Here is a 25,621-nt window from a genome sequence, read left to right as displayed (position 1 = left end):
CGGTCACACGTTGCGTTGTGCCTTGGCCGCGGCGCTGGCGGCCTGGCTGCGTTCCCTGATCTCGGCCCAGTCCTCATCGGACAGTGACGTCAGCCCGGCGAACGTGCCCGGGCCCGCCAGCCGCTGCCCGCCGTCCATCGCGATCGTTTCGCCGGTCAGGTAGGGGCAGGCGTCCGACAGCAGGAAGATCGTCAGGTTCGCCAGCTCCTCGACGGTGCCCATCCGGCCCATCGGCACCTGGTCGGCCTGTGTCGCACCGACCGCGCTCTTGTCCGTCGGGTTCAGCATTTCCCAGGCGTAGTCGGTCGGGATCGGCCCGGGAGCCAGCGCGTTCAACCGGATCCCGTACTTCGCCCATTCCACCGCCAGCGACATCGTCATGGCGTGCACGGCGGCCTTCGCCATCGCCGAGGGCACCACGAAAGCCGAGCCGCTCCACACCCATGTCGTCAGCGTGGACAGCACGACGCCGGGCAGGCCCTGCTCGATCCACCGGCGCCCGGCGGCGTGCGTGGTGTTGAACGAACCGTTCATCACCGTGGAGCTCACCGCCTCGAAACCCCGTGCGCTCAAGGACTTCGTGGGCGCGATGAAGTTCGCGGCGGCGTTGTTGATGACCCCGGTGAGCGGTCCGTGCGCGGACCAGATCTCGTCCATCGCGGCGTCGACGAGGTCGGCCTTGCGCACGTCGACGGTCTGGAAGTGCACCGTGCCCGGCTTGCCCGCCTCCGCGGCGGCCTCGGCCAGCACGCTTTCGCGGCGGCCCCACAGGTGCACCTGCGCGCCGTGCGCGGTGAGATGCGCGGCCACGCCCCGGCCGAGTCCCGTCCCGCCACCGGTGATCAGGATGCGCTGGCCGGCAAGCAGGTCGGGCGTGAATACGGACTTCGTCATGCGGTCGTCCCTCGTGGTCAGAGCCCGAAGCTCTTGCTGATGATCTCGCGCTGGATCTCGTTGGTGCCACCGTAGATCGGCGGCGCCAGCGCCTTGCGGACCTGGCCCTCCATGCCGTACTCGCGGGCGTAGCCGTAGCCACCCATGAGCTGCATGGCCTCCAGCGCGGTGTGCTTGGCGATCTCGGTGCACTTCAGTTTCGCCATCGAGCCCTCCCGCGCGAGCTGCTCCTCCTCGCCGGCATCGATGCGGGCCGCCACGTCGTAGACGAAAGCCCTGGCGTAGGCGATTTCCGTGGCCAGATCGGCGATCCGGTGCCGCACCGCCTGGAAACTGCCGATGGTGCGGCCGAACTGCTCACGCTGCTTGACATAGCCGAGCACGTCCTCCAGCGAGCGTTCGGCCGCGCCCAGCGACATGGCGGCGATGATGAGCCGCTCCACGCTCAGCCCGCGCATCAGGTGTTTCCACGCCTGGCCCACCTCGCCGACGACGTTCGTCACCGGAATCCGCACGCCGGTGAAGAACAGGTCGTTGACCGTATGCGCCTCCATGGTCTCGATGGGGCGGATCTCCAGGCCCGGCACGTCGGTGGGCACGATCAGCAGCGTCAGGCCCTGGTGTTTCGGGCCGCTCGAGTCGGTGCGGGCGAGCAGCAGCAGGTGCTTCGCGACGTGCGCCGCCGACGTCCAGGTCTTCTGCCCGTCGATGACGTAGTGGTCCCCGTCGAGGGTGGCCTTGATCCGCACCGAGCCGAGATCGGAACCCGCGCCCGGCTCGGACAGCGCGATCGCCTCCATTTCGCCGGCGCACAGCCCGCCCAGGATGTCCTTCTTCTGCTCCTCGGTGCCGTACCGGAGATAGGTCTGGGCGGCGGTCAGGCCGGTGGAATAGGCGGTGATCGGGGCGAGCCCGCGCGAGGTCTCTTCGAGGAAGAGGCATTCCTCGACCATGCCCGCCCCGCCCCCGCCGTAGGCCTCGGGGATCGAGACGCCGAGCCAGCCGTGCGCGGCGAGCTTGTGCAGGATTTCCGGGCTGTTGGAGAGGGTTCCGCCGTCGGTGAGCGCGTCCCGCTGGGCGAGCGTGCGGCACTCGCTGTCGCAGAACGCGCGCACCGCGGCGGCGAAACTCTCCTGTTCCTTCGTGAAGCGCATGATGATAACGCTCGTTCCCGCTCAGTTGCCGCGGAACGGGGAGAAGTCGGGCTTGCGCTTCTCGTTGAACGCCTTGATGCCCTCCTGCGCCTCTTCGGACTCGCCGAAGGAGTGCAGGTAGGAGTACGCCAGCTGCCCGGTGCTGGCGAACTGCTCGGTGTCGGTGTTGAACGACTGCTTGAGCACCTTGAGCGCGGTGGGCGACAGCGACAGGATCTCGTCGGCCCAGGCGCGGACCTCGTTGTGCAGCTCCGCGGCCGGGACGACGCTGTTGACCAGACCCCAGTTCTCCATCTGGGCGGCGGTGTAGCGGCGGCAGAGGAACCACACCTCGCGGGCACGCTTCTCGCCGAGGATGCGGGCGAGATAGCCGGTGCCGAACCCGGCGTCGAACGAACCCACGCGCGGCCCGTTCTGGCCGAACTTCGCGGTGTCGGCGGCGATGGTGAGGTCGCACAGCACGTGCAGCACGTGGCCGCCGCCGATGGCGAAGCCGTTCACCGCGGCGATCACCGGCTTGGGCACGTCGCGGATGACGTGGTGCAGTGCGTCGATCTCGAACAACCCGGAGTCCGAGGGGCCGTAGTCACCGGTCTCGGCGCGCTGTTTCTGGTCGCCGCCGGTGCAGAACGCCTTGTCACCGGCGCCGGTCAGGCAGATGACGCCGACCTCGCTGCTGCCCCACGCCTTCTTGAAGGCCTTGACCAGTTCGTCGACGGTGCGGGCGCGGAACGAGTTGTACCGCTCCGGCCGGTTGATGGTGATCCACGCCAGGCCGTCCTCGACCTTGTACGTGATGTCGGTGAACTCGTCCATGGAAACCGCGTTCCTTTCGGCGTTGGAAGAACAGGGCGGCGGCGCTCGGGGCCCGCGCTACGACCGAATCTAGGACCGTGAACGAGCGTTATCAAGAGCGCCGCCGCCGCCGGGCTGCCGGGGAGTACGGATTTACCCCTTTGGGGAGAGGCCGCCTACCCCTTGCTGGGGTCCAGGTAGATGGTCTTGAACACCTGGTAGGAGTGCAGTCCCTCGGGGCCGAGCTCGCGGCCGATCCCGCTGGACTTGATCCCGCCGAACGGGGCCACCGGGTCGTTGGTGTAGGCATTGATACCGATCGTTCCCGACGCGACCCGGCGGGCGACGGCCTCGCCGCGGTCCGGGTCGGCCGTCCACACGGTGCCGCCGAGGCCGTACTCGCTCGCGTTGGCGATGGCGACTGCCTCGTCCTCGTCGCCGTACGGGATCACCGAGAGCACCGGCCCGAAGATCTCCTCCTGCGCGATGGTGTGGTTGTTGTCCACGTCGGCGAAGACGGTCGGTTCCACGAACCAGCCCTGTTCGCGATCGGCGGGCCTGCCCCCGCCGGTGGTCAGGCGGGCGCCTTCGCCGAGGCCCTTGGCGATATAGGACTCCACCCGGTCGCGTTGCCGGGCGGATACGAGCGGGCCCAGCTGGGTCGCCTCGTCCAGCGGGTCACCGACCGCGAGTGAGCGGGCCAGCTCCGTGACGGTGTCGACCACCTCGGCGTACCGCGCACGGGGAGCCAGCACGCGTGTGCCCAGCCAGCAGATCTGGCCGTTGTTGAGCAGTGTCGAGGCGAAGAAGCTCTCGATGGTCGAGGCGAGGTCGGCGTCGTCGAGCACGATCGCCGCCGATTTCCCGCCCAGCTCCAGGGTGACCGGCCGCAGCAGCCGCCCGCAGGTTTCCGCGATCGACCGGCCCGCCGCCGTGGACCCGGTGAACGAGACCTTGTCCACGCCCGGATGCCCGATCAGGTAAGCGCCCAGCTCCCGGCCGCCGGGAACGACACTCAGCACGCCCTCGGGCAGCCCGGCTTCGGCCGCGGCTTCGCACATCAGCATCGCGTCGAGCACGGTTTCGGGCGCGGGCTTGAGCACCACCGTGCAACCGGCCGCGAGCGCCGGTGCCAGCTTGAGAAACGTGATGGCCTGCGGCACGTTCCACGGCACGATCGCCGCGACCACCCCGATCGGCTCGCGGATCACGCGTGAGCTGCCGCCGAGCATGCCCGGCCGGGTTTCCTCCTGCGGGGAACCCGTTGCCAGGCCGGCGAAGTAGCGCAGGAGCACCGGCGGGAAGCCGCCTTCGAACTGCTGTGCCAGCGTGATCGGCATCCCGTTCTGTACGGTCACCCGGCGCGAAGTCTCCGCCGCGCGCTTCTCCAGCTCCACCGCGAAACGCTCCAGCGTTTCGGCCCGCAGCGCCGGGTTCCGGGACCAGCCCGAGGGATCGTCGAAGGCCCGGCGTGCGGCGGCGACCGCGGTGTCCACGTCGGCTTCCGTGCCGTCGGGCACGCTGCCCAGTGTTTCCTCGGTCGTTGCCGAGCGCACCGCGATCCGGTGGGTGCCGGCGGGCCGGGCCCAGTCGCCTGCCAGGTAGAGCCGGTCGTAGTCGAGGGTCATGACAGCTCCCCGTGCACGAGCACGATCTTCACAGCGTCCCCGCGGTGCTGGGCGGCGACGGCTTCGTTGATGTCCTTGAACGGCATGGTGGTGACGAGCTTGTCGAACGGGAACCGGCCGGTGCGGTGCAGTTCGAGCAGCTCCGGGATGAACACGTCGGGATCGCTGTCGCCCTCGACGATCCCCATCACCCGCACACCGAGCACCTGCGCCTGGATGAGGTTGAGCGCCAGCGCCGCCTCCGGATCGGCGGGCACGCCGATGATGCCCACCTTGGCCCGGTGCGCCAGCGCCTGCATCGCGTCCTGCAGCACGGCGGCGATGCCGGTGGTGTCGATGGCGTAGTCCGCGCCCTCGGCGGCGATCGCGCGCACCTGTTCGGCGAGCGGGCCCGCCGCCGGGTCGATCGCGTGCGTCGCGCCGAGGGAAAGCGCGAGTTCGCGGCGAGCGGCGTGCGGCTCCACCACGATGATCCGGCTCAGCTCCCGGACGACCCCGGCGAGCACCGCCGAGAGCCCGACCGAACCGCCGCCCAGTACGAGCAGGGTGCCGCCCGGCTGGCAGTCAAGCGAGTTCAGCACCGCGCCGGCGCCGGTCTGGATGCCGCAGCCGAGCGGCCCGAGCACCGACAGCGGCGCATCGTCGGGCACCTTGACGACGTTGCGTTCGCGCGCCAGCGCGTGGGTGGCGAAGGAGGACTGCCCGAAGAACGCGGAGCCGACCGCTTCGCCGTCGGCCGTCAGCGGGCTGGTGCCGTCCTGGCGGGCGCCGCCGAAGTTGTAGGCCATGAACTCCTGGCAGTAGGCGGGTTCTCCGCCGCGGCATTGCGTGCAGTGCCCGCAGCTGTCGAAGCTGAGCACCACCTTGTCGCCGGGCGCGACCTTGGTGACGGCGCTGCCCACGGCGGTGACGACGCCGCTGCCCTCATGGCCGAAGACGCCGGGCAGCGGGAACGGCAGGTGCCCGTCCTTCGCGGCGAGATCGGTGTGGCACAACCCGACCCCGGCGATCTCGACGAGGACTTCGCCGGGCGCGGGATCGGCGAGCGTGAGCTTTCTGATGTCGAAGGTGCCACCGATCTCGGTGGCCACCGCGGCGGTGACGTCCATGGGAACTCCTTCTAGCCGTTGGTGTCGGGGACCGTGACGCGCACACCCACACAGGCGTCGGTGAGGATGAGCTGGCACGAAAGGCGGGAACTGGGCCGGGCGCCCTCGGCGAATTCGAGCAGCTCGCGTTCCTCGTCGGTGGGTTCGTCGAAACAGGACCCGCCCTCTTCGAGGAACACGTGGCAGGTGGCGCACGAGCAGCTGCCGCCGCATTCGGCGACGATCCCGGGCAGGTTGTTGCGGACGGAGCCGTCCATCACGCTCTGTCCACAAGGGACTTCGACGTCGTGCACGGTTCCGTCGGGTAGTTCGTAGCTGACTTTGGGCATGGTGGTGCTCCGTGATTTCAGTGGATGACCGCATCGCGCAACGGGGTTCCGGCGTCGGCCAGCCCGGCCGGATCGATCCGCGCCCCGGAGGCGATGAACTTCTTGCCCGCCATGAACTCGGCGGGGGAGTTGGCCGCTTCGACGGCGGTGACGGTGCCGCCGAGATGGTGGAACAGCGCGAACCGGCCGGTGGCGGGATCCCCGCGCACGACGGTGCCCGGCTCGGGCGGGACGAGTCCGGCGATCTTCAGCTTGAGATCGAACTGATCCGACCAGAACCACGGCACCTCGGCGCGGACCGGTGCGGTGCCGAGAATGGTGGCGACCGCCTGCCTCGCCTGTTCGGTCGCGCTCGGGATGCTTTCCAGCCGGGCCAGGGAACCCGTGTGCAGCGGCCGTCGCGTGACGTCGCCGATCGCGAGGATGTGCGGATCGCTCGTGCGGGCGTGGGAGTCGACGATGACGCCCTGCGCGCACCGCAGGCCCGCGGCTGCGGCCAGCTCGTCGCGGGGGGTCGCCCCGACACCGGCCAGCACCGCGTCGCAAGCGAGTTCCGTGCCGTCGTCGAGCACCACCGCGCGCACTCGCCCGTCCCGGCCGTCGAGCGCGCTCACCCCGGCGCCGGTGAGGATGCGGGTGCCGCGATTTCGGTGGTATTCCGCGAGAATCCCCGACAACCGGGCGCTGGAGACCCGGGCCAGCACCCGGTCCTCCCGCTCGACGACGGTGACTTCGAGGTCGTTCGCCCGCGCCACCGCGGCCACTTCGAGCCCGATGTAACCGCCGCCGACGATGACCAGCCGGCGCCGCTCGGCCACGCATTTGCGCAGGATCCGGGCGTCGGCCAAGGTCCGCAGCGACATCGCCAGCTCCGCACCCGCCGCGGGCAGCGGACGGGGGCGGGCACCGGTGGCGAGCACGAGGTGGTCGTACCCGCGGGCCTCGCCGGAATCGGTGCGCACCCGGCGTTCCGCCGGTTCGATCGCGGTCACGTGCTCACCGAGCCGCACCGTGATGTCCTGCTCGCGGTAGAACTCCGCGGGCCGCAGCCACTGTTCCAGCTGCCCCTCGGCGAACTTCTTCGACAGCGGCGGCCGGTGATACGGCAGGTCGAGCTCGTCGCCGAACAGTTCGACGGGCCCGGTGTGGCCGGCCTGCCGCAGCAGGCCGGCCACGGTGGCACCGGCGTGGCCGGCGCCGACGACGAGCACCCGGGAGTTCACGCCAGTTCCAGTCGTACGGGCAGCTTGCGCAGCCCGCCGACGAAGTTGGTCACCACCGGCTTGCGCTCGCCGGTGACCTCGACCCGCTGGATCAGCGGCAGCAGCTCCTCGAACATGATCCGCAGCTCCAGCTTCGCCAGGTGCTGCCCGATGCACATGTGCGGGCCGTAGCCGAACGCGATGTGCTTGTTGGGCTTGCGGTCCAGGCGGAAGGTGTCGGGCTCGTCGAACACGTCGGCGTCCCGGTTCGCCGACTGGTACAGCAGCATGAACCGGTCGCCCTTGCGGATCTGCTGCCCGCGCAGCACGTAGTCCTGTGTCGCCTGGCGGGTGAACTGCTTGACCGGCGAGACCCAGCGCAGGCTTTCGTTGACCAGGTCCGGGATCAGCTCGGGCCGGTGCTGCACCTTCGCCAGCTGGTCCGGGAACTGGGCCAGTGCCTCGATCGCGCCGGCCATCGTGCTGGACGTGGTGTCGTGCCCGGCGGTGGCGATCGCGATGAACCAGCCGTAGGCGAACTCCTTGCGGTAGTACTCGCCGTCTCCGCCACGGGCCCGGGCGATGATGGTCGCCAGGTCGTCGCGGGGGTTCGCGCGCCGGTCCTCGACCAGTTCGTCGAAGTAGGCGTAGAAGTCGTTGATCGCGGCGGACCATTGCTGCGCGGCGGCTTCGGGGGTCAGCGGCTCGACGTCCTCGCGCTGGGCGTCCGGGTCGGCGGTGCCGAAGAACTCCTGGGTCAGCGTCATCATCCGCGGCTCGTCGGACTCCGGGACACCGAACAGGCTCATGATCACGTGCAGCGGGTAGTAGAGCGCGAACTGCTGGACGAAGTCGAGGTCGTTGGTGCCGCTGCGGAGGTACTTGGCGATGGCCTCCTTCGCCAGTGCCCGGATCCGGTCCTCCCACTTCTTCAGGTTCGCGGGCCGGAACCAGTCGTTGGCGATGTCCTTGATCTCGGTGTGCTCCGGCGGGTCGAGGTAGGTCAGGGTGTCCAGAATCCGCAGGCTGCCGCCGGTGAGCTGTTTGGTGAAGGCGTCCCCGGCCTGGTTCTGCAGGATCGGGTTGTGCGAGCCGGGCTCGGCACCGCCGCCGCTGGTGAACACGTGCGGCTGGCGCTCGATCTCCATGATGTCGGCGTGTTTGGTGACCAGCCAGACCGGGTCGTAGCCCTCGACGTGGGCCTGGCCGAGCGGGTTGTTCTCGCGCAGCCAGCGGTAGGCCTCGAACAGCGGCCCGTCGTCGCGGTGGCCTTCGGGCAGAACGACCTGCCTGGCGATCTCGTCCGGGACGGGGCGGGTGGACAGTTCGGGCGTGGTGGTCATGTTCCCTCCGGGGTGACGGCTTCGTTGCACGTTGTGGTCCAATCTTTGGGCCAACAGGACGTGGCGTGCATCACCCGGCAGGAAGAGATTTCTCCCCCCGGATTTCTGCCCCGCTGGTGGGGGCCTCTCCCGAAGGCGTCGCTCGACGAAGCGAGTGCGGAACTCGAAACGGCGCACCGCCAGGGCGGTCAGCCCTCCGGCGCGCGCCGGTGCGCCGGGACGCGAGGCCAGGGCGAAGCTTCGCGACGGGCTCCCGCGTCGCCGCTGAGCAGGTCGCTAACTCGGATCAGCGCCGCCGCACGAGCGCGTGATAGCGCGCCGTCGCCTCCGCTCGGTTGGCGACACCCAGTTTGCGCAGCACGTTCTTCACGTGCGTCTTGACGGTGCCGGGTGAGACGAACAGCTCCGCGGCGATCTGGCTGTTGCTCTCCCCGCGCACGAGGTGCCGCAGCACGTCGAGTTCGCGGCGGGTCAGCTCGGCGAAGGGACCTTCCAGCTGTTCCAGCGGATCCGCGCGCCGTGGCGGTTCGGCGGCTTCGGGCAGGCCGTCGAGCACGTCGTCGACCGCATCGGCCTGCTCGCGCAGCCGTTCCCGCATCGCGGCGAGCTGTTCGTGGAAGACCACCCGCTCGAATACGCAGCCGAGGCCCTCGGCGAACAGCCCGAGCAGTCGCTGGTCGAACTCGTCCACGTGGTCGTGGTCCACGTGCTGGTCGGCGTGCAGCAGGCCGATCACCTGGCCCCGCCCGACCAAAGGCGCGACGACGTAGTCCTTGGTACGCGCCAGGTTGATGAGCCGGTGGTGCACGTGCGGGTTGTGCTGCGCGTCCTCGACCAGCACCGGGGTGCGGTTGCGGACCACCTCGGTCTCCGGCAGCTCCCGGCCGAGCTGGCCGGGGATGGCCGTGCCCACCCGCACGAGGTCCGCGCTCAGCTGCGGATCGGCGTAGGCATACGCCGAGCGCGCGCTCCAGTTCGGCCCGGTCAGGCTGGAGAACAGTGCCCGCCGGTACCCGAGCCGGTTGATCTCGGCCGGTACGCGCTGTGCGAGATCCTGCAGGGACGACGCCGAGCGCAGCCGGCCCAGGCAGCGTTGCAGATCGGACATCGCGGCGGTGTGCGCCGCCAGCCTGCTGTCGCGGATGGCTGTCCGCAACGCGCTGACCCGCGCCAGCGCCGCGGCGATCCGGGCGCCCGCCGGGCCCTGTCCGTCGAACCCGGACAGCTCACGGAGAAGCCCGCTTTCCCCGCTACGCAGGAAGATTTCCGCGGACCGGAGATCGCGGACGGCGGCTTGCGGGAAGTCTCCGCCGGTGAGCGCCGCGACTTCTCGTAGCGTGTCCCGGGAGCGCCGGATCAGCTCGCCAGGTTCGGCGCAGGTGTCCACAAACCGTCTCCTCGTTCGTCCGCCCAGAGCGGCATTGCCCTGTCCGGCCGATTGTCACCCTGTCACGGCACGAAGGACACCGCGGTACCGTGTTTGCTCTCCAAAGGGAGAACGGATTACCCCGTAAGGGAGTGGCGGTCAGGCGACGGAGATCCCGCCGTTCACGCTGACCACCTGCCCGGTGATGAGCCGGGACAGGGGCGAGGCGAGGAACAGGGTGAGGTTGGCGAGGTCTTCGGGCTCGGTGAGGCCGAGATGGGCCTGGCTGGTGATCTTCCCGAAGATCTTCTTGCTGAACGGCTGCGCCATCGCGCGGTCGTAGGAGCCGGTGTTGGCGATCAGCGACGGGGTGATGGCGTTGACCCGCACCCCGTAGCGCTTGGCCTCCAGCGCGAGCGTGCGCGAAAAAGTGACGATCGCGGACATCGCCGCGCCGAGGACGGTTTCGCCCGGGGTGGGCACCTTCGCGGCGTCGGAGGCGATGTTGATGACCGACCCGGACCCCTGTTCGCGCAGGAACGGGAGCACGGCACGGCTCATCACCAGCGGACCCAGTGCCTGCTGGGTGAGGATGTCGCGGACCTCCTCGACCGGGATCTCGTGCAACGGTGTCGGCTGGTAGGGCGCCACCACGGAGTTGACCAGCACGTCGATCCCGCCGAGCCGGCGATGCGTTTCGCTCGCGGCTTCGGTGGCCGACGCCGGGTCGTTCGCGTCCGCGGACAGGAACTCCGCGTGTGCTCCGGGCACGGCGCCGAGGACGTGGTCGAGGGCGCGTTTGCCGCGTTCTTCGTTGCGTCCCAAGAGCATGAGCCGGCGGCAGCCCGCCTGCGCGAACGCGACAGCGGTGGCCAGACCCACCCCGGAGGTGCCGCCCGCGATCAGCACCCCACTGCCGGAGAAGTCGAAGCCCTCGTCGGCGCGCGGTACGGAGTCGGTCATCGCGTAAGTCCCTTCCGGTCGGTTCAGCAGAGCTCAGCATAGAACGTCATTTGACGCCTGACAACATTGAGTCACGCAAATTGTCGAGTGTCTTGGCGTACTCCTCATTTGGTCAGTCCTTTGTTATGGTCACTCCAAATCTTGTGTCCCAGGCCAATGACGGTGCTCGAGGAGGCGCAAAATCCCATGGTGCGACCCGATTTTCGTGCGGTGGACCCACTCTGGCTACCGGGAGCCGCACCGGGGCAGGGGCGGATAGCCAGGGCGCGGCTCCGCTCGCCGGCGGATGTGCGCGGGATCGAGGAATATCGGACAGAGATGCTGCGCGAGGGTGCCACGGTGTATCAGGCCATCCGCGCGGCCGCGGCCGAACACCCGGACAAGGCCGCGATCATCCAGCTCGCGACGCACCACCTCGACGAGCCGCCCCGGACGATCACCTACCGGGAGCTGATCGACGCGATCGAACGCTCCGCGAACCTCTTCCGCGAGGCGGCGGGCACCGGTCCGAGCTCGGTCGGCCTGCTGTTGCCGATGGTGCCCGAGGGGATGATCGCCACCTGGGGAGCGGTCACCGCGGGCACCGCCGTGCCCGTCAACCCCTATCTGGAACCCGGGGCGGTGGCGGGAATCCTGAACGCCACCAAGGCGACGGTGCTCGTCACCACCCCGGCGCAGGTGGAGCGGATGCCCGGAATCCAGGCCGCCGTGCCGACTCTGCGCCGGGTGCTGCTGGTCGACGGCGCCGGTTCCGGCGAGGACTTCGCCACCGCGATCGCCGCGTACCCGGCCGGCCGGTTCACCTTCACCCCCGCCGACGATCCGGACACCGAGGTCATGCGGATGCCCACCGGCGGGACCACCGGCACGCCGAAGCTGGTGCGGATGACCCATCGCGGTCAGCTGAACGTGGCCTGGAACGTCGGCGCGCTGATGGGAGCCGATCCCGACGGGGTGGTCGGGCACGGGATGCCGAACTTCCACTGCGGCGGGACGTTGTCCTTGGGGCTGCGCACTTTTCTCTACGGCCAGACTCTGCTCACGCTGACCCCCGACGGTTTCCGGGACAAGGGCGTCGTGGCGAACTTCTGGGACATCGCGCGGCGCTACCGCATGACCTCCCTGCTGGCCACCCCCACCACCGCCGCCGCGCTGCTGGCGGTTCCCGGCACCACGTCGGAGGGGCACAGCATCACCGATTTCCACTGCGGTGGCAGCACGGTGCCGCTGGCGCTGGTGCGCGCGTTCCACGACCGGTTCGGCATCTGGCTCCGGGAGAACTGGGGAATGACCGAGGTGCACGGGACCATGACCGGGCATCCCGGTTGCGACCGCGAACCCCGCGTCGGCTCCGCCGGGATCCCGCTTCCGTTCGTCCGGGTGAAAGCGGTCGAGGTCGACGAACACAACACCGTGGTCCGCGAATGTGCGCCAGGGGAACGCGGTCTGCTCGTGTTCGGCACGGACACGGTGACCCCCGGCTATCTGGAACCCGCGCAGCAGAGCGAACTTTTCGTGCACGGGCTCGACGGCGGGCCGTGGGCGAGCACCGGCGATCTGGGCACCGTCGACGAAGACGGTTACGTCTGGATCTTCGGGCGGGCCAAGGATCTGATCATCCGGGGCGGGCACAACATCGACCCGGCGCCGGTCGAAGAGGCCATCGCGGCACATCCCGCCGTGCACCTGGCCGCCGCGATCGGGCGTCCCGACCCGCTCAAGGGCGAACTGCCCGTCGCGTATGTGCAGCTCAACGAGGGAGCGAGCGCCGGCCCGGCCGAGCTCGTCGAGTTCTGCCGGACGAGGATCCACGAGCGGGCCTCGGTGCCCGTGGAGATCATCGTGCTCGACCGGATGCCGCTGACACCCGTCGGCAAGATCTCCAAACCGGCCCTGCGCAGGGACGCGATCGAGCGCGTCGTGAGCGCCGTGGCCGGTGAACTACTCGGCGACTCCGCCCGCTACCAGGTCACCGTCGAGCATTCGGGACTGCGCCCGGTGGCCGTGCTGACGCTGGATTCGTCGGAGCAGGCGCAGAAAGTGAAGAGCGCGCTGGCCGGATACGAGTTCGACATCGACATCCGTACCGCTGCCAGCGGCGGCGCTTTCTGACAGGAGTGGCATGAACAGCGTGGTTCAGGTCAACGACACGGCCGAGGTCGACGCGATCGTCGACGAGACCGACATCCGTACCACCCGGCACAGATCACTGCTGGTGCTCGGGCTCGCCGGGATCGCGTTCGAGGCGTTCAACCTGGCGGTGCTCAGCTCCGGTACCAGCCCGATGACCGGACAACTCGGCCTGAGCGCCAACCAGGTGGGCCTGGTCAGCGCCTACGGCTACGCCGCGACCCTGGTCACCGCCTTCACCTGCGGCCTGCTGGCCGACCGGTGGGGCCGCGTGCCGCTGATGGTCGTGGCGAAGTTCGTGACCTGCGTGGCCCTGCTGGTGATGGCGACGGCGCCCGGGTTCGGGCAGCTCGTGCTGGGCCGGTGCCTCGGGGGCGCCGGGTTCGGCTTGGATCTCGGCGCCGCGATGGCCTATCTGGCCGAGTACCTGCCCCGCAAGCGCCGGCACCTGCTCAATTTCTGGCAGGCACAGTGGTTTCTGTCCACGGTGATCGCGATCGTCGTGGTACTGGGCCTGTATCACCTCGACATCGGGCTCTCGGTGTGGCGCTGGGCCATGGCCGCCGCGGGTGCGCTCGCCCTCATCGTCGCTTTCGGACAGTGGGCCGTGCTGCCGGAAAGCCCGAAATGGCTGGCCCGCGCGGGAAAGTCCGCGCAGCTTCGCCGGTCGTTGCGCGTGGTCTACCGCATCGACGCGACCCTGCCGCCCGAAGGGCTGCGGGTGGTGCGGGCGGACACCCCGGCTGTCCGGTGGCGGGCCCTGTTCGCGGCGGGCCTGCGAAGCCGCACCCTGTTCGTGAACCTGCTCATCATGCTCGTCGCCATCACCTACTACGCGGTGGCCTACTACCTGCCGGTGATCGGTGTCGTGCTGTTCGGCCGGGGCTACGGCCAGTCGCTGCTGGGGTCGATCGTGTTCAACCTGTTCGGCATCGTCGGTGGTGTCTGCTCGGTGTGGATCGGCCGCCGGTTCGGTGCGCGATCGGCCGCGCTGTGGGGATTCCTCGCCGCCGCGGCCATGCTGCTCGTGCTCGGGCTGCTGTTCCACTCGCTGCCGGTGGTCCTGATGTTCGCCGTTCCGGCGTTGTTCATCTTCTGCTACGCGGCCGGGCCGGGTACGGCCAGTCTCACCATGGCCGCGATGGCCTACCCGAGCGAGCTGCGTGGCCGCGGCGGGCAGCTTTCGGCTGTGGCGCAAAGCCTCGGCGGGGCCGTCGGCCTGTATCTGTTTCCCACGCTGGCCGATGCGATCGGTGTTCCCACCACCATCACCATTTTCGCGGCCGCCCCGCTGCTCGGTGTGCTGCTGTGCGCGATCGTCCGCTGGGAACCGTTCGCGGTGGACGCGGTCCCGGCGCCGGTGGCCCGGCCGAACCTGATCGGAGAGAAGAGATGAGCGAGTTCCCGACCATCACCGACGCGCTGGCCGCCCTGGACTCCGGGAGTGTGTCGAGCGTGGAGCTGACCGAACAGGCGCTGGACGCCGCCGACCGCCAGGACGCGGCGCTCGGTGTGTTCGTGTCGCGCTTCCCCGGCAGCGCGCTCGCCGCGGCGCGGGAGGCGGACAAGGCGCGGGCCGACGGTGCGCGTGACCGTCCGCTCCTGGGCATTCCCTTGGGAGTCAAGGACATCATCACCACCCAGGACGGCGAAACCACGGCGCAGAGCCTGGTGCTCGATCGCGCGTGGGGCCAGGGCGACGCCACGGTGGTCGAACGCCTGCGGGCAGCGGGCGCGGTGCTGGTCGGCAAGACCACGACCATGGAGTTCGCCCTCGGTGCACCCGATCCCGGCAAGCCCTTCCCGATTCCGCGGAACCCGTGGGATTCGAGCCGGTGGGCAGGCGGTTCCAGCTCCGGCTCGGGCGCGGGTGTGGCCGCCGGGATGTTCCTGGGCGCGCTGGGCACGGACACCGGTGCCAGCGTGCGGATGCCGGCGGCGCTGTGCGGGGTGACCGGGCTCAAGCCGACCTTCGGCCGGGTGCCCAAGTCGGGCTGCGTGCCGCTCGGGTACACATTGGACTGCATCGGGCCACTCGCGCCGAGTGCGCGCGACTGTGCCGCGCTGCTGGGCGTGATGGCCGGGCACGGACCCGATCCCTGGTCGTCCGGCCGCGCGGTCCCGGACTTCACCGCGGCGCTCGACGGTGACCTGACTGGTCTGCGGATCGGCGTGGACGACCTCACTCGCTTCGCCACTTCGGATCCCGCGCTGGACGGCCTGTTCGGCGATTTCCTGAGCACGCTCCGGCGGGCCGGCGCGACGGTGGTGCCGGTCGAGCTGCCCCGGTACCGGGAGATCACGGCCGCCGCGGTCGTCTCGATCGTCACCGAGGCCCTGGCGTACCACGCTCCGGACGTCCGCACGCGCTGGTCGGACTACGGCGCCTCGACCCGGGCCGCGCTGGGGTTCGGCGCCTTCGTCTCCGGTGCGGATTACGTGCAGGCACAACGGGTCCGGGCCGCGGGACGGAAGATGGCCGCCGGGTTGTTCGAGGATGTGGACCTGATCGTCACCCCGCTCGTCACCAAGCCCGCGCCCTATGTGGACGACGCCGCGACCTACACCGGGACCTTGTTCGAGGGACGGGATTTCGCGTACCACACCGCTTACTGGAACAGCCTCGGCAATCCGGCGCTCAGCGTCCCGATCGGTTTCGGCACCGGCGGCCTGCCGCTCGCCGCGCAGGTCGTCGGCGCGCCCTTCGACGAAGCCACCGTGCTGCGCGCGGGTGAGGCGTATCAGGCCCGCACACAATGGCATCTCCAGCGCCCAGAAGGTATGCGGCCCTCGCAGGCACCCGCTCCCGCCGCCCTGCCGGCAGCCGAGCCGCACCCGGCCGCGGAGTCGCTCCTGCGGCTGGCCGGACTGACGGTGCCCGACGACGAACGTGCCGCGATCGCTGCCGCGCTGCCGATGGTCCGGTACAACGCGGACCTGCTGTACACGGTTCCCGAGACCCGTTACGAGGAGCCGCTGGCGGTGCTCTGAATCTTCGGTACTCCCTGCGGAGCCGACGGCGATCCCGAGATTTGCTTCGGTGGACGAATCATATCTCGGGAGTGGTGCGGGGCTTCCGGCGGCGGCGCGGCTCCGAGCGGGGCGACAGGCGTGGCCACAACCCGGGGTCGATCTCGGCGATTTTCCACAGCGCAGGCAGCGCGGCGGCCAGTGCGACGCGCTCGTGGTCGGCCAGTGCCGCGATGCGTGCCGTGAGTGTTTCGTGGCGGAGCCGCTGGTTGTTCTCCAGCGCGCGCCTGCCTTCTTCGGTGATCGCGACCCTCACCTGGCGCCGGTCGGTCACGCCGCCGCGCTTGACGACCAGGCCGGCCGTGGTGAGCCGTCCGACGATCTCGGTCATCGTGGAGATCGCGCGGCCGTCGGCGGCCGCCAGTTCCGTGACCGGCATCGATTCCGCGACGCTGAGCTGACTCAGCACCAGGCTCTGGGCGGCGCTGAGCGGCGCGTCCGCGTTCGTTTCGCGCAGCCGGTTGCCGATCAGCGTGAGCGGTGGCCTGCTCGCCGCCGCGATCTCCGCGGGGCTCAGCCCGGCCGGGTTGCGGTCGAGCAGCCCTGGGATCGGTGGGGTGTCCACCGTCATGCCGCGCTCGCCGTTCATGGGCCTCACCCTAGTTTCCCCCCGAGTTCCCGGCCCGCGGGCCAACACTTGACAGTTAGTTCGCGACCCATGATAGTTCTGTATATGGTTCGTGCAGCGAAGCACTGGCCGATGACCTTCGAGCCACTTGTGCCGGAGCTCCTTCAGCCGGCCGGCCACCAGCCGCGTTCCCCGAACGCGATCACCGCGGGAGAAGATCAATGACGACTTCTACTGGGCGGCAGGACGTGTCCGCCGTCCTCAAGGCCCGGATCGATCGGCTGCCGGTGGCGACGTCCACGCACAAGCGCTGGATGGTCCTGCTCGCGTTCTTCTTTCTCTTCGACACCTTGGACGCGGCGATGCTGGGCTACACGGCCCCGGCGTTGCGGGCCGAATGGGGATTGTCCCTCTCGGCGATCGGCGCGCTGTCGTCCATCACGTTCGCCGGCATGATGATCGGCGCCGTGCTCGGTGGCCGCCTGGCCGACCGGGTCGGCCGGCGCCGGATCATCCTCGGGTCGGTCGTCTTCTACTCCGTGTTCTCCGTGGCCGCCGCCTGTTCGCCCAACGTGGGTTTTCTCGGCGTCTCCCGGATCCTCACCGGCGTCGGGCTCCAGGCGATGACCGGTGTGCTGCTGGTGTTCGTCAGCGAGATGTACCCGAAACACCTGCGCGGCCGGTACCAGGCCATCCTGCTCGGCCTCGGCTGCATCGGGATTCCGGTCGTCTCCGGGATTTCGAGCCTGCTCATTCCGCTCGGGCACGGCATGTGGCGCTGGGTCTTCGTGATCGGTTCGCTCGGCGCGATCGGAGCGCTGCTGGGTCTGCGGATCCTGCCGGAGTCGGTGCGGTGGCAGGCCGACAACGGCCGGGGCGCCGAAGCGGAACTGCTGATCGCGAAGCTCGAACAGGAGGCGAGGGACAAGACCGGTACCGAGCTGCCCCAGCCGGTCGTCGCGGCCCCCGTCGCCCCGGGCGAGCTGCGTGATCTGTTCACCCGCAGGTATCTCGGCCGCCTTGTCGTGCTTTCGGTCTGCATGATCTGTTTCATCCTGATCAACTACGGCTTCAACGGCTGGGTGGCGACCCTGCTCGTCGAACGGGGGATCGAGCAGAAGAGCGCGCTGCGGATCGCGTTCGTGATCTCGGTGGCGAGTGTGCCCGGTTCCTTCCTCGCCTATCCGGTCATCGACCGGCTGGAACGCCGGGTCGTGGGTGCCGGGAGCATGGTGGCGGTCGCGATCTTCCTTGTGGTGTTCGCCGTCGCGCGCGACACCACACTCCTTGTCGTTTCGGGCTTCCTGCTGACCGCGTTCTCCTACGTCGCGCTCTCGGTCCTCTACACCTACGCGCCGGAAATCTTCCCGACGAACCTTCGTGGTCTCGGTGCCGGCGTCGGCAACGGGATCGGGCGGGTCGCCGGGCTCGCGCAGGGGTTCATCGTGGCCGGGATCTACGGCGCGTTCGGATTCACCCCGGTGTTCGGCTACATGGCCGCGTGCGCCCTGATTTTCGCGGTGGCACTGGGATTTTTCGGCAGGAAGACCTCGAACCGCAGTCTGGAAGAAGTCTGAGGCGCGAAGCCAACTCGACGAGGAGTCAACTGGTGAAGACCGAAACCCGCAGGATCGAGCGCAACCTGGAGGCGGCGCTCGACGAGCGCGCCCGCCGCCGGGCCAGGGGAGCAGAGGACCGGCCCGGCCTGACCCCGGCCGGCGCGCACCGCCGCCTCACCCGTTTTCTGGCGCGACAGCTCGACACGGACTTCGAGGTGACCGAGGTCGTGCAGCTTTCCGGCGGCGGCGCGAACGAGTGCTACGCGTTCCGGCTGACCCGCCCGGGCGGGTCGGAGCGGCTCGTGCTGCGCATCAAGTCCCAGGGTGCCTGCTGCGAAACCGATGTCGAGCGGGAGTTCTCGATTCTCGGCGCCGTGCGGTCCGTGCTGCCGGCGCCCGTCCCGTACTGGCTTTCCCTTGACGGGGACGACTTCGGATCGCCCGCCATGATCACCGGCTTCGCGGAAGGGGTCTCGTCTCCTGCCGAGTCGGTTCCGCTCGCCACCGGCCTGGGCACGGTTTACGGCACGCGGCTGCGGAAGCTGCTCGCGCCACAGTTCGTGACCCACCTCGCGCGGCTGCACGCCCATGACTGGTCGGCCGCGGAACTCGCCGGCTTCGACATCCCACGGGCGGGCACGACGGAGGCTCTGGACTGGCGACTGTCCTTTTGGGACCGTGCATGGGACGAGGACGCCGTCGAACCGCACCCGACGATCACGCTCACGCGGGAGTGGCTCTGGCGGCACCGGCCGGTCGTCGACCGCGTCTCGCTGCTGCACGGCGACTACCGCAACGGCAACTTCCTCTTCGACGAACGCAGTGGCCGGATCACGGCCGTCATCGACTGGGAACTGTGCTCCCTTGGTGACCGGCATTCGGACCTGGCATACGCGATGCTCCCGGCCTGGGGCTCGACCGGTGAGTCGGGGGAGTTCCTCGACTCGGGCCTGGTCGAGCGGGAGCGTTTCATCGCCGAGTACGAGCGGATCTCCGGGCTCGACGTCGATCCCGAACGCCTGCGGTACTACCTGGTCTATGCCCTGTACTGGTCGGTCGTCTCGCTGATCGGCACCGCGCCCCGCAACGCCGATCTCCGGATGACGCAGCTCGACGTGATGTACAACTTCGTTTATCCGGGGCTGGGTGCCTACTTCTCGCGTGAACTGAACCGCCTCGTGTCCGGAGCCGCCGCGTGATCCCCACTGTGACCCAGCAGCTCGAAGCGATCCGCCGCAGGCTCGCCGAGACCGTGGTACCCGAGCTGCCCGAGAGCGCGGAGTTCGCGCACGAGCAGGTGCTGCTGATCGACGCCGCGCTCGGGTTCCTCATCGAGACCCATGAGCACGAATACCGTTACGCGGTCGTGGAACACCACGACTACCGCACCGTGCTCGGCGAGCTGGCGAGGCTGGGCGGCACCACGGATCGCCCCGTCCTCGACGCGCTGGACGAGAGCGGACCCGGCGAGACGGACGCGGTGATTCCGCTGCCTGAGCTCACCGAGCGGACGCGCACGATGAAAGTCCTCGTCGAACGTCTTTACCGGCGGCTCTCGGCCGACGGTGTGGCGGGCGCGAACGAACTCATGGCGGATCTCGCCGCCCGGCAGGTCGGCCGCGAGGCCTCCTGGTTCCGGCAGGCCGGCTTCACGCTGCCCGGCTCCGCGCACATCGGCTCGGTCCTGGAGATGAACCCGTGAACCGGAGCCGGAGTATCCACGTGGGTGGCACCTGGGCCGAGTCGGCCAGTGGAGACTCGGTCGACGTCATCGAGGCGGCCACGGAGGAATCCCTTGGGAGAGCGGCACTCGGCGACGCGCGCGACATCGATCGCGCCGTGCGGGCGGCCCGTGCCGCGCTGGACGACGGTCCTTGGGGCAGGACGAGCCCGGCGGAGCGGGCCGAACTGATGTTCCGCTTCGCCGACCGGCTCGACGCCGCGGCCGAGGACACCGCGACACTCGTCAGCCGTGAGAACGGCACACCGATCGCGCTTTCCCGCGTCGCCAACGGCATCGGGCCGGGCGAGACCGTGCGCATGTACGCGCGGCTCGCCGCCGGGCTGAGCACGGAGGAGGTACGGCCCAGCCCGCACGGTGCCACCATCGTCCGCCGGGAGCCGGCCGGCGTGGTCGGTGCGATCACGCCGTGGAACCATCCGCAGACGCTGGCGGTGATGAAGATCGCCCCGGCACTGGCCATGGGGTGCGCCGTGGTACTGAAGCCGGCACCGGAAACGGCACTGGACGCCTTCGTGTTCGGGGAAGCCGCGGCGGCGGCCGGTTTCCCCGGTGGCGTGGTCAATGTCGTGCCCGGCGGCCGGGAAGCCGGCGCGGCACTGGTGTCGCATCCCGGCGTCGACAAGGTCGCCTTCACCGGGTCCACGGCGGCAGGCCGTGCGATCGGCGCCGAATCCGGCCGCCTCATCCGGCCCTGCACGCTGGAACTCGGCGGCAAATCGGCCTCGATCGTGCTCGACGACGCGGACCTCGACGTGTTCACCGCCGGGCTGGGCGAGTCCAGCTTTCGCAACAATGGGCAGACCTGCGCGCTGCAGACCCGGATCCTCGCACCGCGCCGGCGCTACGACGAGGTGGTCGGCGCCGTGGGGCAGTTCGCTCGCGGTCTCGTGGTCGGCGATCCGCTCGACGAGTCGGTCACCTGCGGCCCGATGGTCAGCGCCGCGCACCGGGACCGGGTACTGGCGCACATCGACGGTGCCCTGGCGGGTGGTGCGCGGCTGGTGACGGGCGGCGGGCGGCCCGGCGACCGCGATCGCGGCTGGTTCGTGGAGCCGACGGTGTTCGCCGGTGTCTCGAATTCCGACGCCATCGCGCGGGAGGAGGTCTTCGGCCCCGTCGTCGTCGTGATCCCGTATGACGATGACGACGAGGCGGTCCGCATCGCCAACGACAGCGACTACGGACTGGGCGGTTCGGTGTGGACCTCCGATGAGGCCCGTGGACTCGACGTCGCGCGTCGCGTGCGTACCGGGACGATAGGTATCAACTACTACGCGCTCGATCCGGGCGCACCGTTCGGTGGCATGAAGGCGAGTGGCCTCGGCCGCGAACTGGGGCCGGAGGCGCTTGCGGCCTACACCGAGTACAAGTCCGTCTACGCGAGTGCCCGCTGGCTGCCGGAAGTGTGACGCGCCGGCGATTTCCGCGCTATCCGGACCGCTTTCGAAGGGATGGTTCTGCCGTGCGTATCCGTGCTGCCGTCGCGAGGGAAAAAGGCGCGCCGTTCGTGCTCGAGGACCTGACCCTCGACGAACCGCGCCCCGGGGAGGTGCTCGTCGAGGTCGGGGCTGCCGGGATCTGTCACACCGACATCGCGGTGCGGGATCAGTGGATGCCGTTGCCACTGCCGATCGTGCTCGGCCACGAGGGGGCCGGCATCGTCCGCGCCGTGGGCGGATCGGTGACGAAGGTGGTGCCGGGGGACCGCGTGGTGATGTCCTACTGGCACTGCGGTTCCTGCCGGTACTGCGCGAGCGGGCACCCGGCCTACTGCGTCGGCCACGCGGCGTGGACCACGGCCGGATGCAGACCCGACGGCACCAACGCGTTGCACGGCGACGGCCCGGTGCATGGGTTCTTCTTCGCCCAGTCGTCCTTCGCCACCCACGCGATCGCCACCGAACGCAACGTCGTCAAGATCGGCGCGGACGCCGATCTCACGATCGCCGGGCCACTGGCCTGCGGGCTGCAGACCGGCGCCGGCACGGTGATCAACCGGCTGGCCCCGCGCCCCGGGTCGGCCCTGGCCGTGTTCGGCGCCGGAGCGGTCGGGCTGGCCGCCGTCATGGCGGCCAGGGTCGCCGGCTGCGCGACCGTCGTCGCGGTGGACATCCACCGCTCCCGGCTCGCGCTCGCCGAGCAGGTCGGTGCCACCCACACGATCGACGCCTCGGCCACCGGCGACGTCGTGGGCGCTGTTCGCGACATCGTGGCGGGCGGCGTGCAGTACACAGTGGAGACGAGCGCGGTTCCGGCTGTCGCGGCGCAGGCGTTGGAAAGCCTTGCGCCGATGGGCACCTGTGCCATCCTCGGTCTCGGCCCACAGGGCACCAGGCTGTCGGCGGATATGACGCGGCTGCTGACCACCGGCCGCACCATCACCGGCGTGACGATGGGCGACGGCCGTCCGGACGAGCTCATCCCGGGCCTGCTCGAACTCCACCGGCAGGGCCGGTTCCCGGTCGACCGCCTCGTCACCACCTACCCTTTCGCGGAGATCAACCAGGCCGTCGCGGACGCGGAGTCCGGCCGGATCGTCAAGGCGGTGCTCGTGCCGGGCTGAGCACCGCCCTCGCCGGTCCTGCTCAGCTGTCGAGGACCACCACGGCGCGGCCCCGCACCTTGCCCTGCTCTAGGTCGTCGATCGCGCTCAGTGCGTCGTCGAAGCTGTAGCGGACCAGGTTGGCCGAGATGCGGCCGGCCTGCGCCAGCGCGACCAGGTCGTGCAGTTCCTGATGGGTGCCGCTGTAGGGCCGGGTGAGCGACGCGCCCCAGGGGAGCGTTGTCTGCAGCTGCGAGGTCTCGAACTCGAACACGCCGTCGGAGAGGCCGGGCACGCGGATCGCGCCGTAGGGAGCCACGATCGCGCCGGCCAGGCGCAGGGTGGCGCTGTTGCCGACGAGGTCCAGCACGAAGTCGGCGCCGTACCCACCGGTCGCGGCGAGCACCTTGGCCGCGGCATCCGGGTCCGTGCTCAGCAGCGTTCGGTCCACCTGACCGGCGACCACGTCGAGCGACTCGGTGCGCACGTCCATCGCGATGATCCGTGCCCCGGTGAGTTCGCGGATCAACTGCACCGCGAACTGGCCGAGCCCGCCGATCCCGATGACCACGGCGGTCGAGCCGGGGCGAAGGAGGTCCCGCACGGCGTTGAGCGAATGGAACGGAACCAGGCCCGCGTCCGGCAGCACGGCCGCGAACGCGGGGTCCAGGCCGTCGGCGGGGACGAGCGCGGAGACGGGAACCGAAACGTACTCGGCCAGCCCGCCGTTCACGGACACGCCGGGCGTCGGCGCGGGAGACGACCGGCCCGCCGTGTTCCGGCACGCGTTTTCCCGCCCTGCGACGCACATCCGGCACACACCGCAGGACCACACCGGATGCACCACCACCTGACCGCCCACGGCGAGCAAGCTGTCCGGGGCGTTGATCTCCGCGACGGTGCCGGCGATCTCATGGCCGAGGATGGTGCCCGCCGGGATCATCTCCACCGAGGACGCGCGCACGTGGACATCGGTCTGGCAGATCCCGGCGGCCTGCACCCGCACCAGGGCGTGGCCGGGCTCCGGAACGGGCCGGGCGACGCCGGTGAGCTTGACGGTGTTCACGCCCAGGTACTGGATCGCGCGCATTTCTCCTCGATTCCGCCGGCTCGTGACGGTCGGCCGCGATGCTGACACATGCATCATACATCTATTTTCCGGGACCAATATGCTACGAAATATTGACGTATCTGTATGAGCTTGTAGTATTTCGTTCGTCCGGTGGGAACAGGCCACGTTGAGGAGAGCGCATGACAGTCACTGTGGAGGCCGCGACCGGGCTGGATGCCCAGGCGCGCGAGGCACCGGACGCCGAGGTGTCCTTCGACGCGCACCCGGACAGCTACCGGCACTGGAAGCTGCGCGTCGAGGGGGATGTCGCCTGGCTGGTGCTGGATGTGGACGAGAACGGCGGCCTGGTACCGGGTTACGAGCTCAAGCTGAACTCCTACGACCTCGGCGTCGACATCGAGCTCTACGACGCGACCCAGCGGCTGCGGTTCGAGCACCCCGGCGTCAGGGCCGTCGTGCTGACCAGCGGCAAGGACAAGGTCTTCTGCGCCGGCGCGAACATCCGGATGCTGGCCGGGTCGGCGCACTCGTGGAAGGTGAACTTCTGCAAGTTCACCAACGAGACGCGCAACGGGATGGAGGACGCGACCCTCCACTCCGGACAGACGTACCTGGCGGCGGTGAACGGCGCGTGTGCCGGTGGCGGGTACGAGCTGGCGCTGGCCACCGAGCACATCATCCTGGTGGACGACAACTCCTCGGCCGTTTCGCTGCCGGAGGTGCCGTTGCTGGGCGTGCTGCCGGGCACCGGCGGGCTGACCCGGGTGGTCGACAAGCGCGGTGTGCGCAAGGACCGCGCCGACGTCTTCGCCACCCGGTCCGACGGAGTGCGCGGCAAGACCGCTCTGGACTGGGGCCTGGTGGACGAGCTGGCGCCACCACGCCGGTTCGACGAAACGGTGCGCCACCGCGCCGCCGAGCTCGCGCAGCGGTCGAACCGTCCCGCGGGTGCGCGGGGCGTCGAGCTGCGGCCGTTGAACCGGGTCAGCACGGCGGACGGGATCCGCTACGAGTATGTGACGGCCGAGTTCGACCGCGGGAACTCCGTGGTGACGGTGACCGTCCGGGCGCCCGGCGAGCCCGCACCGTCCACGATGGACGGTTTGGACGCTGCCTTCTGGCCGTTGGCGATGACCCGTGAGCTGGACGACCTGATCCTGCGGCTGCGGACCAACGAAACGGACCTCGGTACCTGGGTGCTGCGGACCGAGGGCGACCCGGACCTGGTCGAGGGCTACGAGCGGCTGCTGCTCGGCAACGCCGAAACCCATTGGCTCGCAGGCGAAGTCGTGCAGTACTACAAGCGCACGCTCAAACGGCTCGACGTGACCAGCCGCAGCCTGATCGCGCTGGCCGAACCGGGCAGCTGCTTCACCGGGATGCTGACGGAGCTGGCACTGGCGTGCGATCGCCAGTACATCCTGGACGGCCCGCCGATCGGCGACGAAGACTCCGACGAGCGCGCGTCGATCCGGCTGACGGCCGTCAACTTCGGTGCGTTGCCGATGGGTAACGGACTCTCGCGGCTGGAGTCGCGGTTCTACGGCCACGGCGAGCACCTGGACTGGTTGCGCGCAAACGAAACCGGCAGGCCGATCACCCCGGCGGAGGCCAAGGAGCTCGGGCTGGTCACCGACGCCCCGGACGACATCGACTGGGAGGACGAAGTCCGCCTGGTGATCGAAAGCCGGGCGGCGCTGTCGCCGGACGCGCTCACCGGGATGGAGGCCAACCACCGGTTCGTCGGCCCGGAGACCATCGAGACCAAGATCTTCGGGCGGCTCACCGCCTGGCAGAACTGGATCTTCCTTCGTCCCAACGCCTCCGGGCCCGAGGGCGCGCTGCGCCGGTACGGCACCGGAACGAAAGCGATCTTCGACAGGAAGCGGGTGTGAGGCCGGTATGACGACATCCATCAACTACGAGGACAAGATCCCCAACAACGTCGACCTCTCCTCGGACCGGCGGCTGCAGCGCGCGCTGGAGGGCTGGCAGCCGAAGTTCCTGAACTGGTGGGGCGAAATGGGCCCGGCACTGGAGAACCAGGGGGTCTACCTGCGCACGGCGGTGAGCGTCGGCCGCGAGGGCTGGGCGCATTTCGACCACGTCAACGTGCCCGACTACCGGTGGGGCATCTTCCTCGCCGAACGCGATCCGGACCGCAAGATCGCCTTCGGCGAGCACAAGGGCGAA

Annotated in this window: 21 protein-coding genes and 1 pseudogene; 10 read left to right on the top strand and 12 right to left on the bottom strand. The window is 69.6% G+C overall.

From position 1 onward, the window contains the following. Positions 1 to 3: 3 nt before the first annotated feature. The 10 genes from VHD82_RS01695 to VHD82_RS01650 form a co-directional block, all read right to left on the bottom strand. Positions 4 to 894, bottom strand: coding sequence for an SDR family oxidoreductase (locus VHD82_RS01695; RefSeq protein WP_325696209.1), 891 nt, complete (start codon positions 892 to 894; stop codon positions 4 to 6). A gap of 17 nt (positions 895 to 911) precedes the next feature. Then, complete coding sequence (locus VHD82_RS01690; protein ID WP_325696207.1) at positions 912 to 2,048, bottom strand: acyl-CoA dehydrogenase family protein; 1,137 nt, start codon at positions 2,046 to 2,048, stop codon at positions 912 to 914. A gap of 21 nt (positions 2,049 to 2,069) precedes the next feature. Next, positions 2,070 to 2,864, bottom strand: coding sequence for an enoyl-CoA hydratase-related protein (locus VHD82_RS01685; protein WP_325696205.1), 795 nt, complete (start codon positions 2,862 to 2,864; stop codon positions 2,070 to 2,072). Positions 2,865 to 3,019: 155 nt separating this feature from the next. Then, positions 3,020 to 4,471, bottom strand: coding sequence for an aldehyde dehydrogenase (locus VHD82_RS01680; RefSeq protein WP_325696203.1), 1,452 nt, complete (start codon positions 4,469 to 4,471; stop codon positions 3,020 to 3,022). After that, positions 4,468 to 5,580, bottom strand: coding sequence for an NAD(P)-dependent alcohol dehydrogenase (locus VHD82_RS01675; protein ID WP_325696201.1), 1,113 nt, complete (start codon positions 5,578 to 5,580; stop codon positions 4,468 to 4,470). Before VHD82_RS01675 ends, VHD82_RS01680 begins: the two co-directional genes overlap by 4 nt. A gap of 11 nt (positions 5,581 to 5,591) precedes the next feature. Then, entirely contained in the window at positions 5,592 to 5,909 is a 318-nt protein-coding gene (locus tag VHD82_RS01670) for a 2Fe-2S iron-sulfur cluster-binding protein (protein ID WP_325696199.1), read from the bottom strand. 17 nt (positions 5,910 to 5,926) lie between these two features. Further along, complete coding sequence (locus tag VHD82_RS01665) at positions 5,927 to 7,132, bottom strand: NAD(P)/FAD-dependent oxidoreductase (RefSeq protein ID WP_325696197.1); 1,206 nt, start codon at positions 7,130 to 7,132, stop codon at positions 5,927 to 5,929. Beyond that, positions 7,129 to 8,454: a cytochrome P450 gene (locus VHD82_RS01660; protein ID WP_325696195.1), complete on the bottom strand. Its 1,326-nt coding sequence runs from the start codon at positions 8,452 to 8,454 to the stop codon at positions 7,129 to 7,131. Before VHD82_RS01660 ends, VHD82_RS01665 begins: the two co-directional genes overlap by 4 nt. 286 nt (positions 8,455 to 8,740) lie before the next feature. Beyond that, positions 8,741 to 9,841: a LuxR C-terminal-related transcriptional regulator gene (locus VHD82_RS01655; RefSeq protein ID WP_325696193.1), complete on the bottom strand. Its 1,101-nt coding sequence runs from the start codon at positions 9,839 to 9,841 to the stop codon at positions 8,741 to 8,743. A gap of 138 nt (positions 9,842 to 9,979) precedes the next feature. Beyond that, positions 9,980 to 10,783 carry an SDR family oxidoreductase gene (locus tag VHD82_RS01650; protein WP_325696191.1) on the bottom strand — a complete coding sequence of 268 codons (804 nt, stop codon included), beginning with the start codon at positions 10,781 to 10,783 and terminating at the stop codon, positions 9,980 to 9,982. 210 nt (positions 10,784 to 10,993) lie between these two features. Here VHD82_RS01650 and VHD82_RS01645 point away from each other — a divergent pair, with 210 nt between their 5' ends. From VHD82_RS01645 to VHD82_RS01635, 3 genes are read left to right on the top strand one after another with little or no spacing between them, the layout of a single operon-like run. Next, the gene (locus VHD82_RS01645; RefSeq protein WP_325696189.1) at positions 10,994 to 12,895 is read left to right on the top strand and encodes an AMP-binding protein; all 1,902 of its coding nucleotides are present in this window, start codon (positions 10,994 to 10,996) and stop codon (positions 12,893 to 12,895) included. 10 nt (positions 12,896 to 12,905) lie between these two features. Next, positions 12,906 to 14,309 (top strand): MFS transporter, encoded by a 1,404-nt coding sequence (locus VHD82_RS01640; protein WP_325696187.1) that lies wholly within the window; start codon positions 12,906 to 12,908, stop codon positions 14,307 to 14,309. Then, positions 14,306 to 15,904, top strand: coding sequence for an amidase (locus VHD82_RS01635; RefSeq protein WP_325696185.1), 1,599 nt, complete (start codon positions 14,306 to 14,308; stop codon positions 15,902 to 15,904). Before VHD82_RS01640 ends, VHD82_RS01635 begins: the two co-directional genes overlap by 4 nt. 58 nt (positions 15,905 to 15,962) lie before the next feature. On the opposite strand, the gene VHD82_RS01630 is transcribed toward VHD82_RS01635, so the two are convergent. After that, a complete protein-coding gene (locus VHD82_RS01630; RefSeq protein WP_325696183.1) occupies positions 15,963 to 16,532 on the bottom strand; it encodes a MarR family winged helix-turn-helix transcriptional regulator in 570 nt (189 codons plus the stop codon). A 200-nt stretch (positions 16,533 to 16,732) separates the two neighbouring features. On the opposite strand from VHD82_RS01630, the gene VHD82_RS01625 reads away from it, so the two are divergent. The 5 genes from VHD82_RS01625 to VHD82_RS01605 are packed head-to-tail and all read left to right on the top strand — an operon-like array spanning position 16,733 to position 22,377. Further along, on the top strand, positions 16,733 to 18,088 hold the full coding sequence (locus VHD82_RS01625) for an MFS transporter (protein ID WP_325696181.1): 1,356 nt from the start codon (positions 16,733 to 16,735) through the stop codon (positions 18,086 to 18,088). Positions 18,089 to 18,120: 32 nt separating this feature from the next. Further along, the gene (locus VHD82_RS01620; protein ID WP_325696179.1) at positions 18,121 to 19,269 is read left to right on the top strand and encodes a phosphotransferase family protein; all 1,149 of its coding nucleotides are present in this window, start codon (positions 18,121 to 18,123) and stop codon (positions 19,267 to 19,269) included. Beyond that, entirely contained in the window at positions 19,266 to 19,772 is a 507-nt protein-coding gene (locus VHD82_RS01615) for a hypothetical protein (protein WP_325696177.1), read from the top strand. Before VHD82_RS01620 ends, VHD82_RS01615 begins: the two co-directional genes overlap by 4 nt. Before the next feature lie 20 nt (positions 19,773 to 19,792). Continuing rightward, complete coding sequence (locus VHD82_RS01610) at positions 19,793 to 21,223, top strand: aldehyde dehydrogenase (protein ID WP_325696175.1); 1,431 nt, start codon at positions 19,793 to 19,795, stop codon at positions 21,221 to 21,223. Between the two features lie 53 nt (positions 21,224 to 21,276). Beyond that, entirely contained in the window at positions 21,277 to 22,377 is a 1,101-nt protein-coding gene (locus VHD82_RS01605; protein ID WP_325696173.1) for an NAD(P)-dependent alcohol dehydrogenase, read from the top strand. A 22-nt stretch (positions 22,378 to 22,399) separates the two neighbouring features. Here the strand turns inward: VHD82_RS01605 and VHD82_RS01600 are convergent, their stop codons facing one another. Next, positions 22,400 to 23,446: an alcohol dehydrogenase catalytic domain-containing protein gene (locus VHD82_RS01600; protein ID WP_325696171.1), complete on the bottom strand. Its 1,047-nt coding sequence runs from the start codon at positions 23,444 to 23,446 to the stop codon at positions 22,400 to 22,402. 161 nt (positions 23,447 to 23,607) lie between these two features. Between VHD82_RS01600 and boxC the strand changes: the two genes are divergently transcribed. Then, entirely contained in the window at positions 23,608 to 25,323 is a 1,716-nt protein-coding gene (gene boxC, locus VHD82_RS01595; RefSeq protein ID WP_325696169.1) for a 2,3-epoxybenzoyl-CoA dihydrolase, read from the top strand. Positions 25,324 to 25,330: 7 nt separating this feature from the next. Continuing rightward, positions 25,331 to 25,621: pseudogene (locus VHD82_RS01590) on the top strand (benzoyl-CoA 2,3-epoxidase subunit BoxB); the annotation flags it as partial.

Source organism: Amycolatopsis sp. (genome assembly GCF_035546795.1).
Taxonomy (GTDB): Bacteria; Actinomycetota; Actinomycetes; order Mycobacteriales; family Pseudonocardiaceae; genus Amycolatopsis_E.
This window is presented reverse-complemented; position numbering and strand designations above follow the sequence as displayed.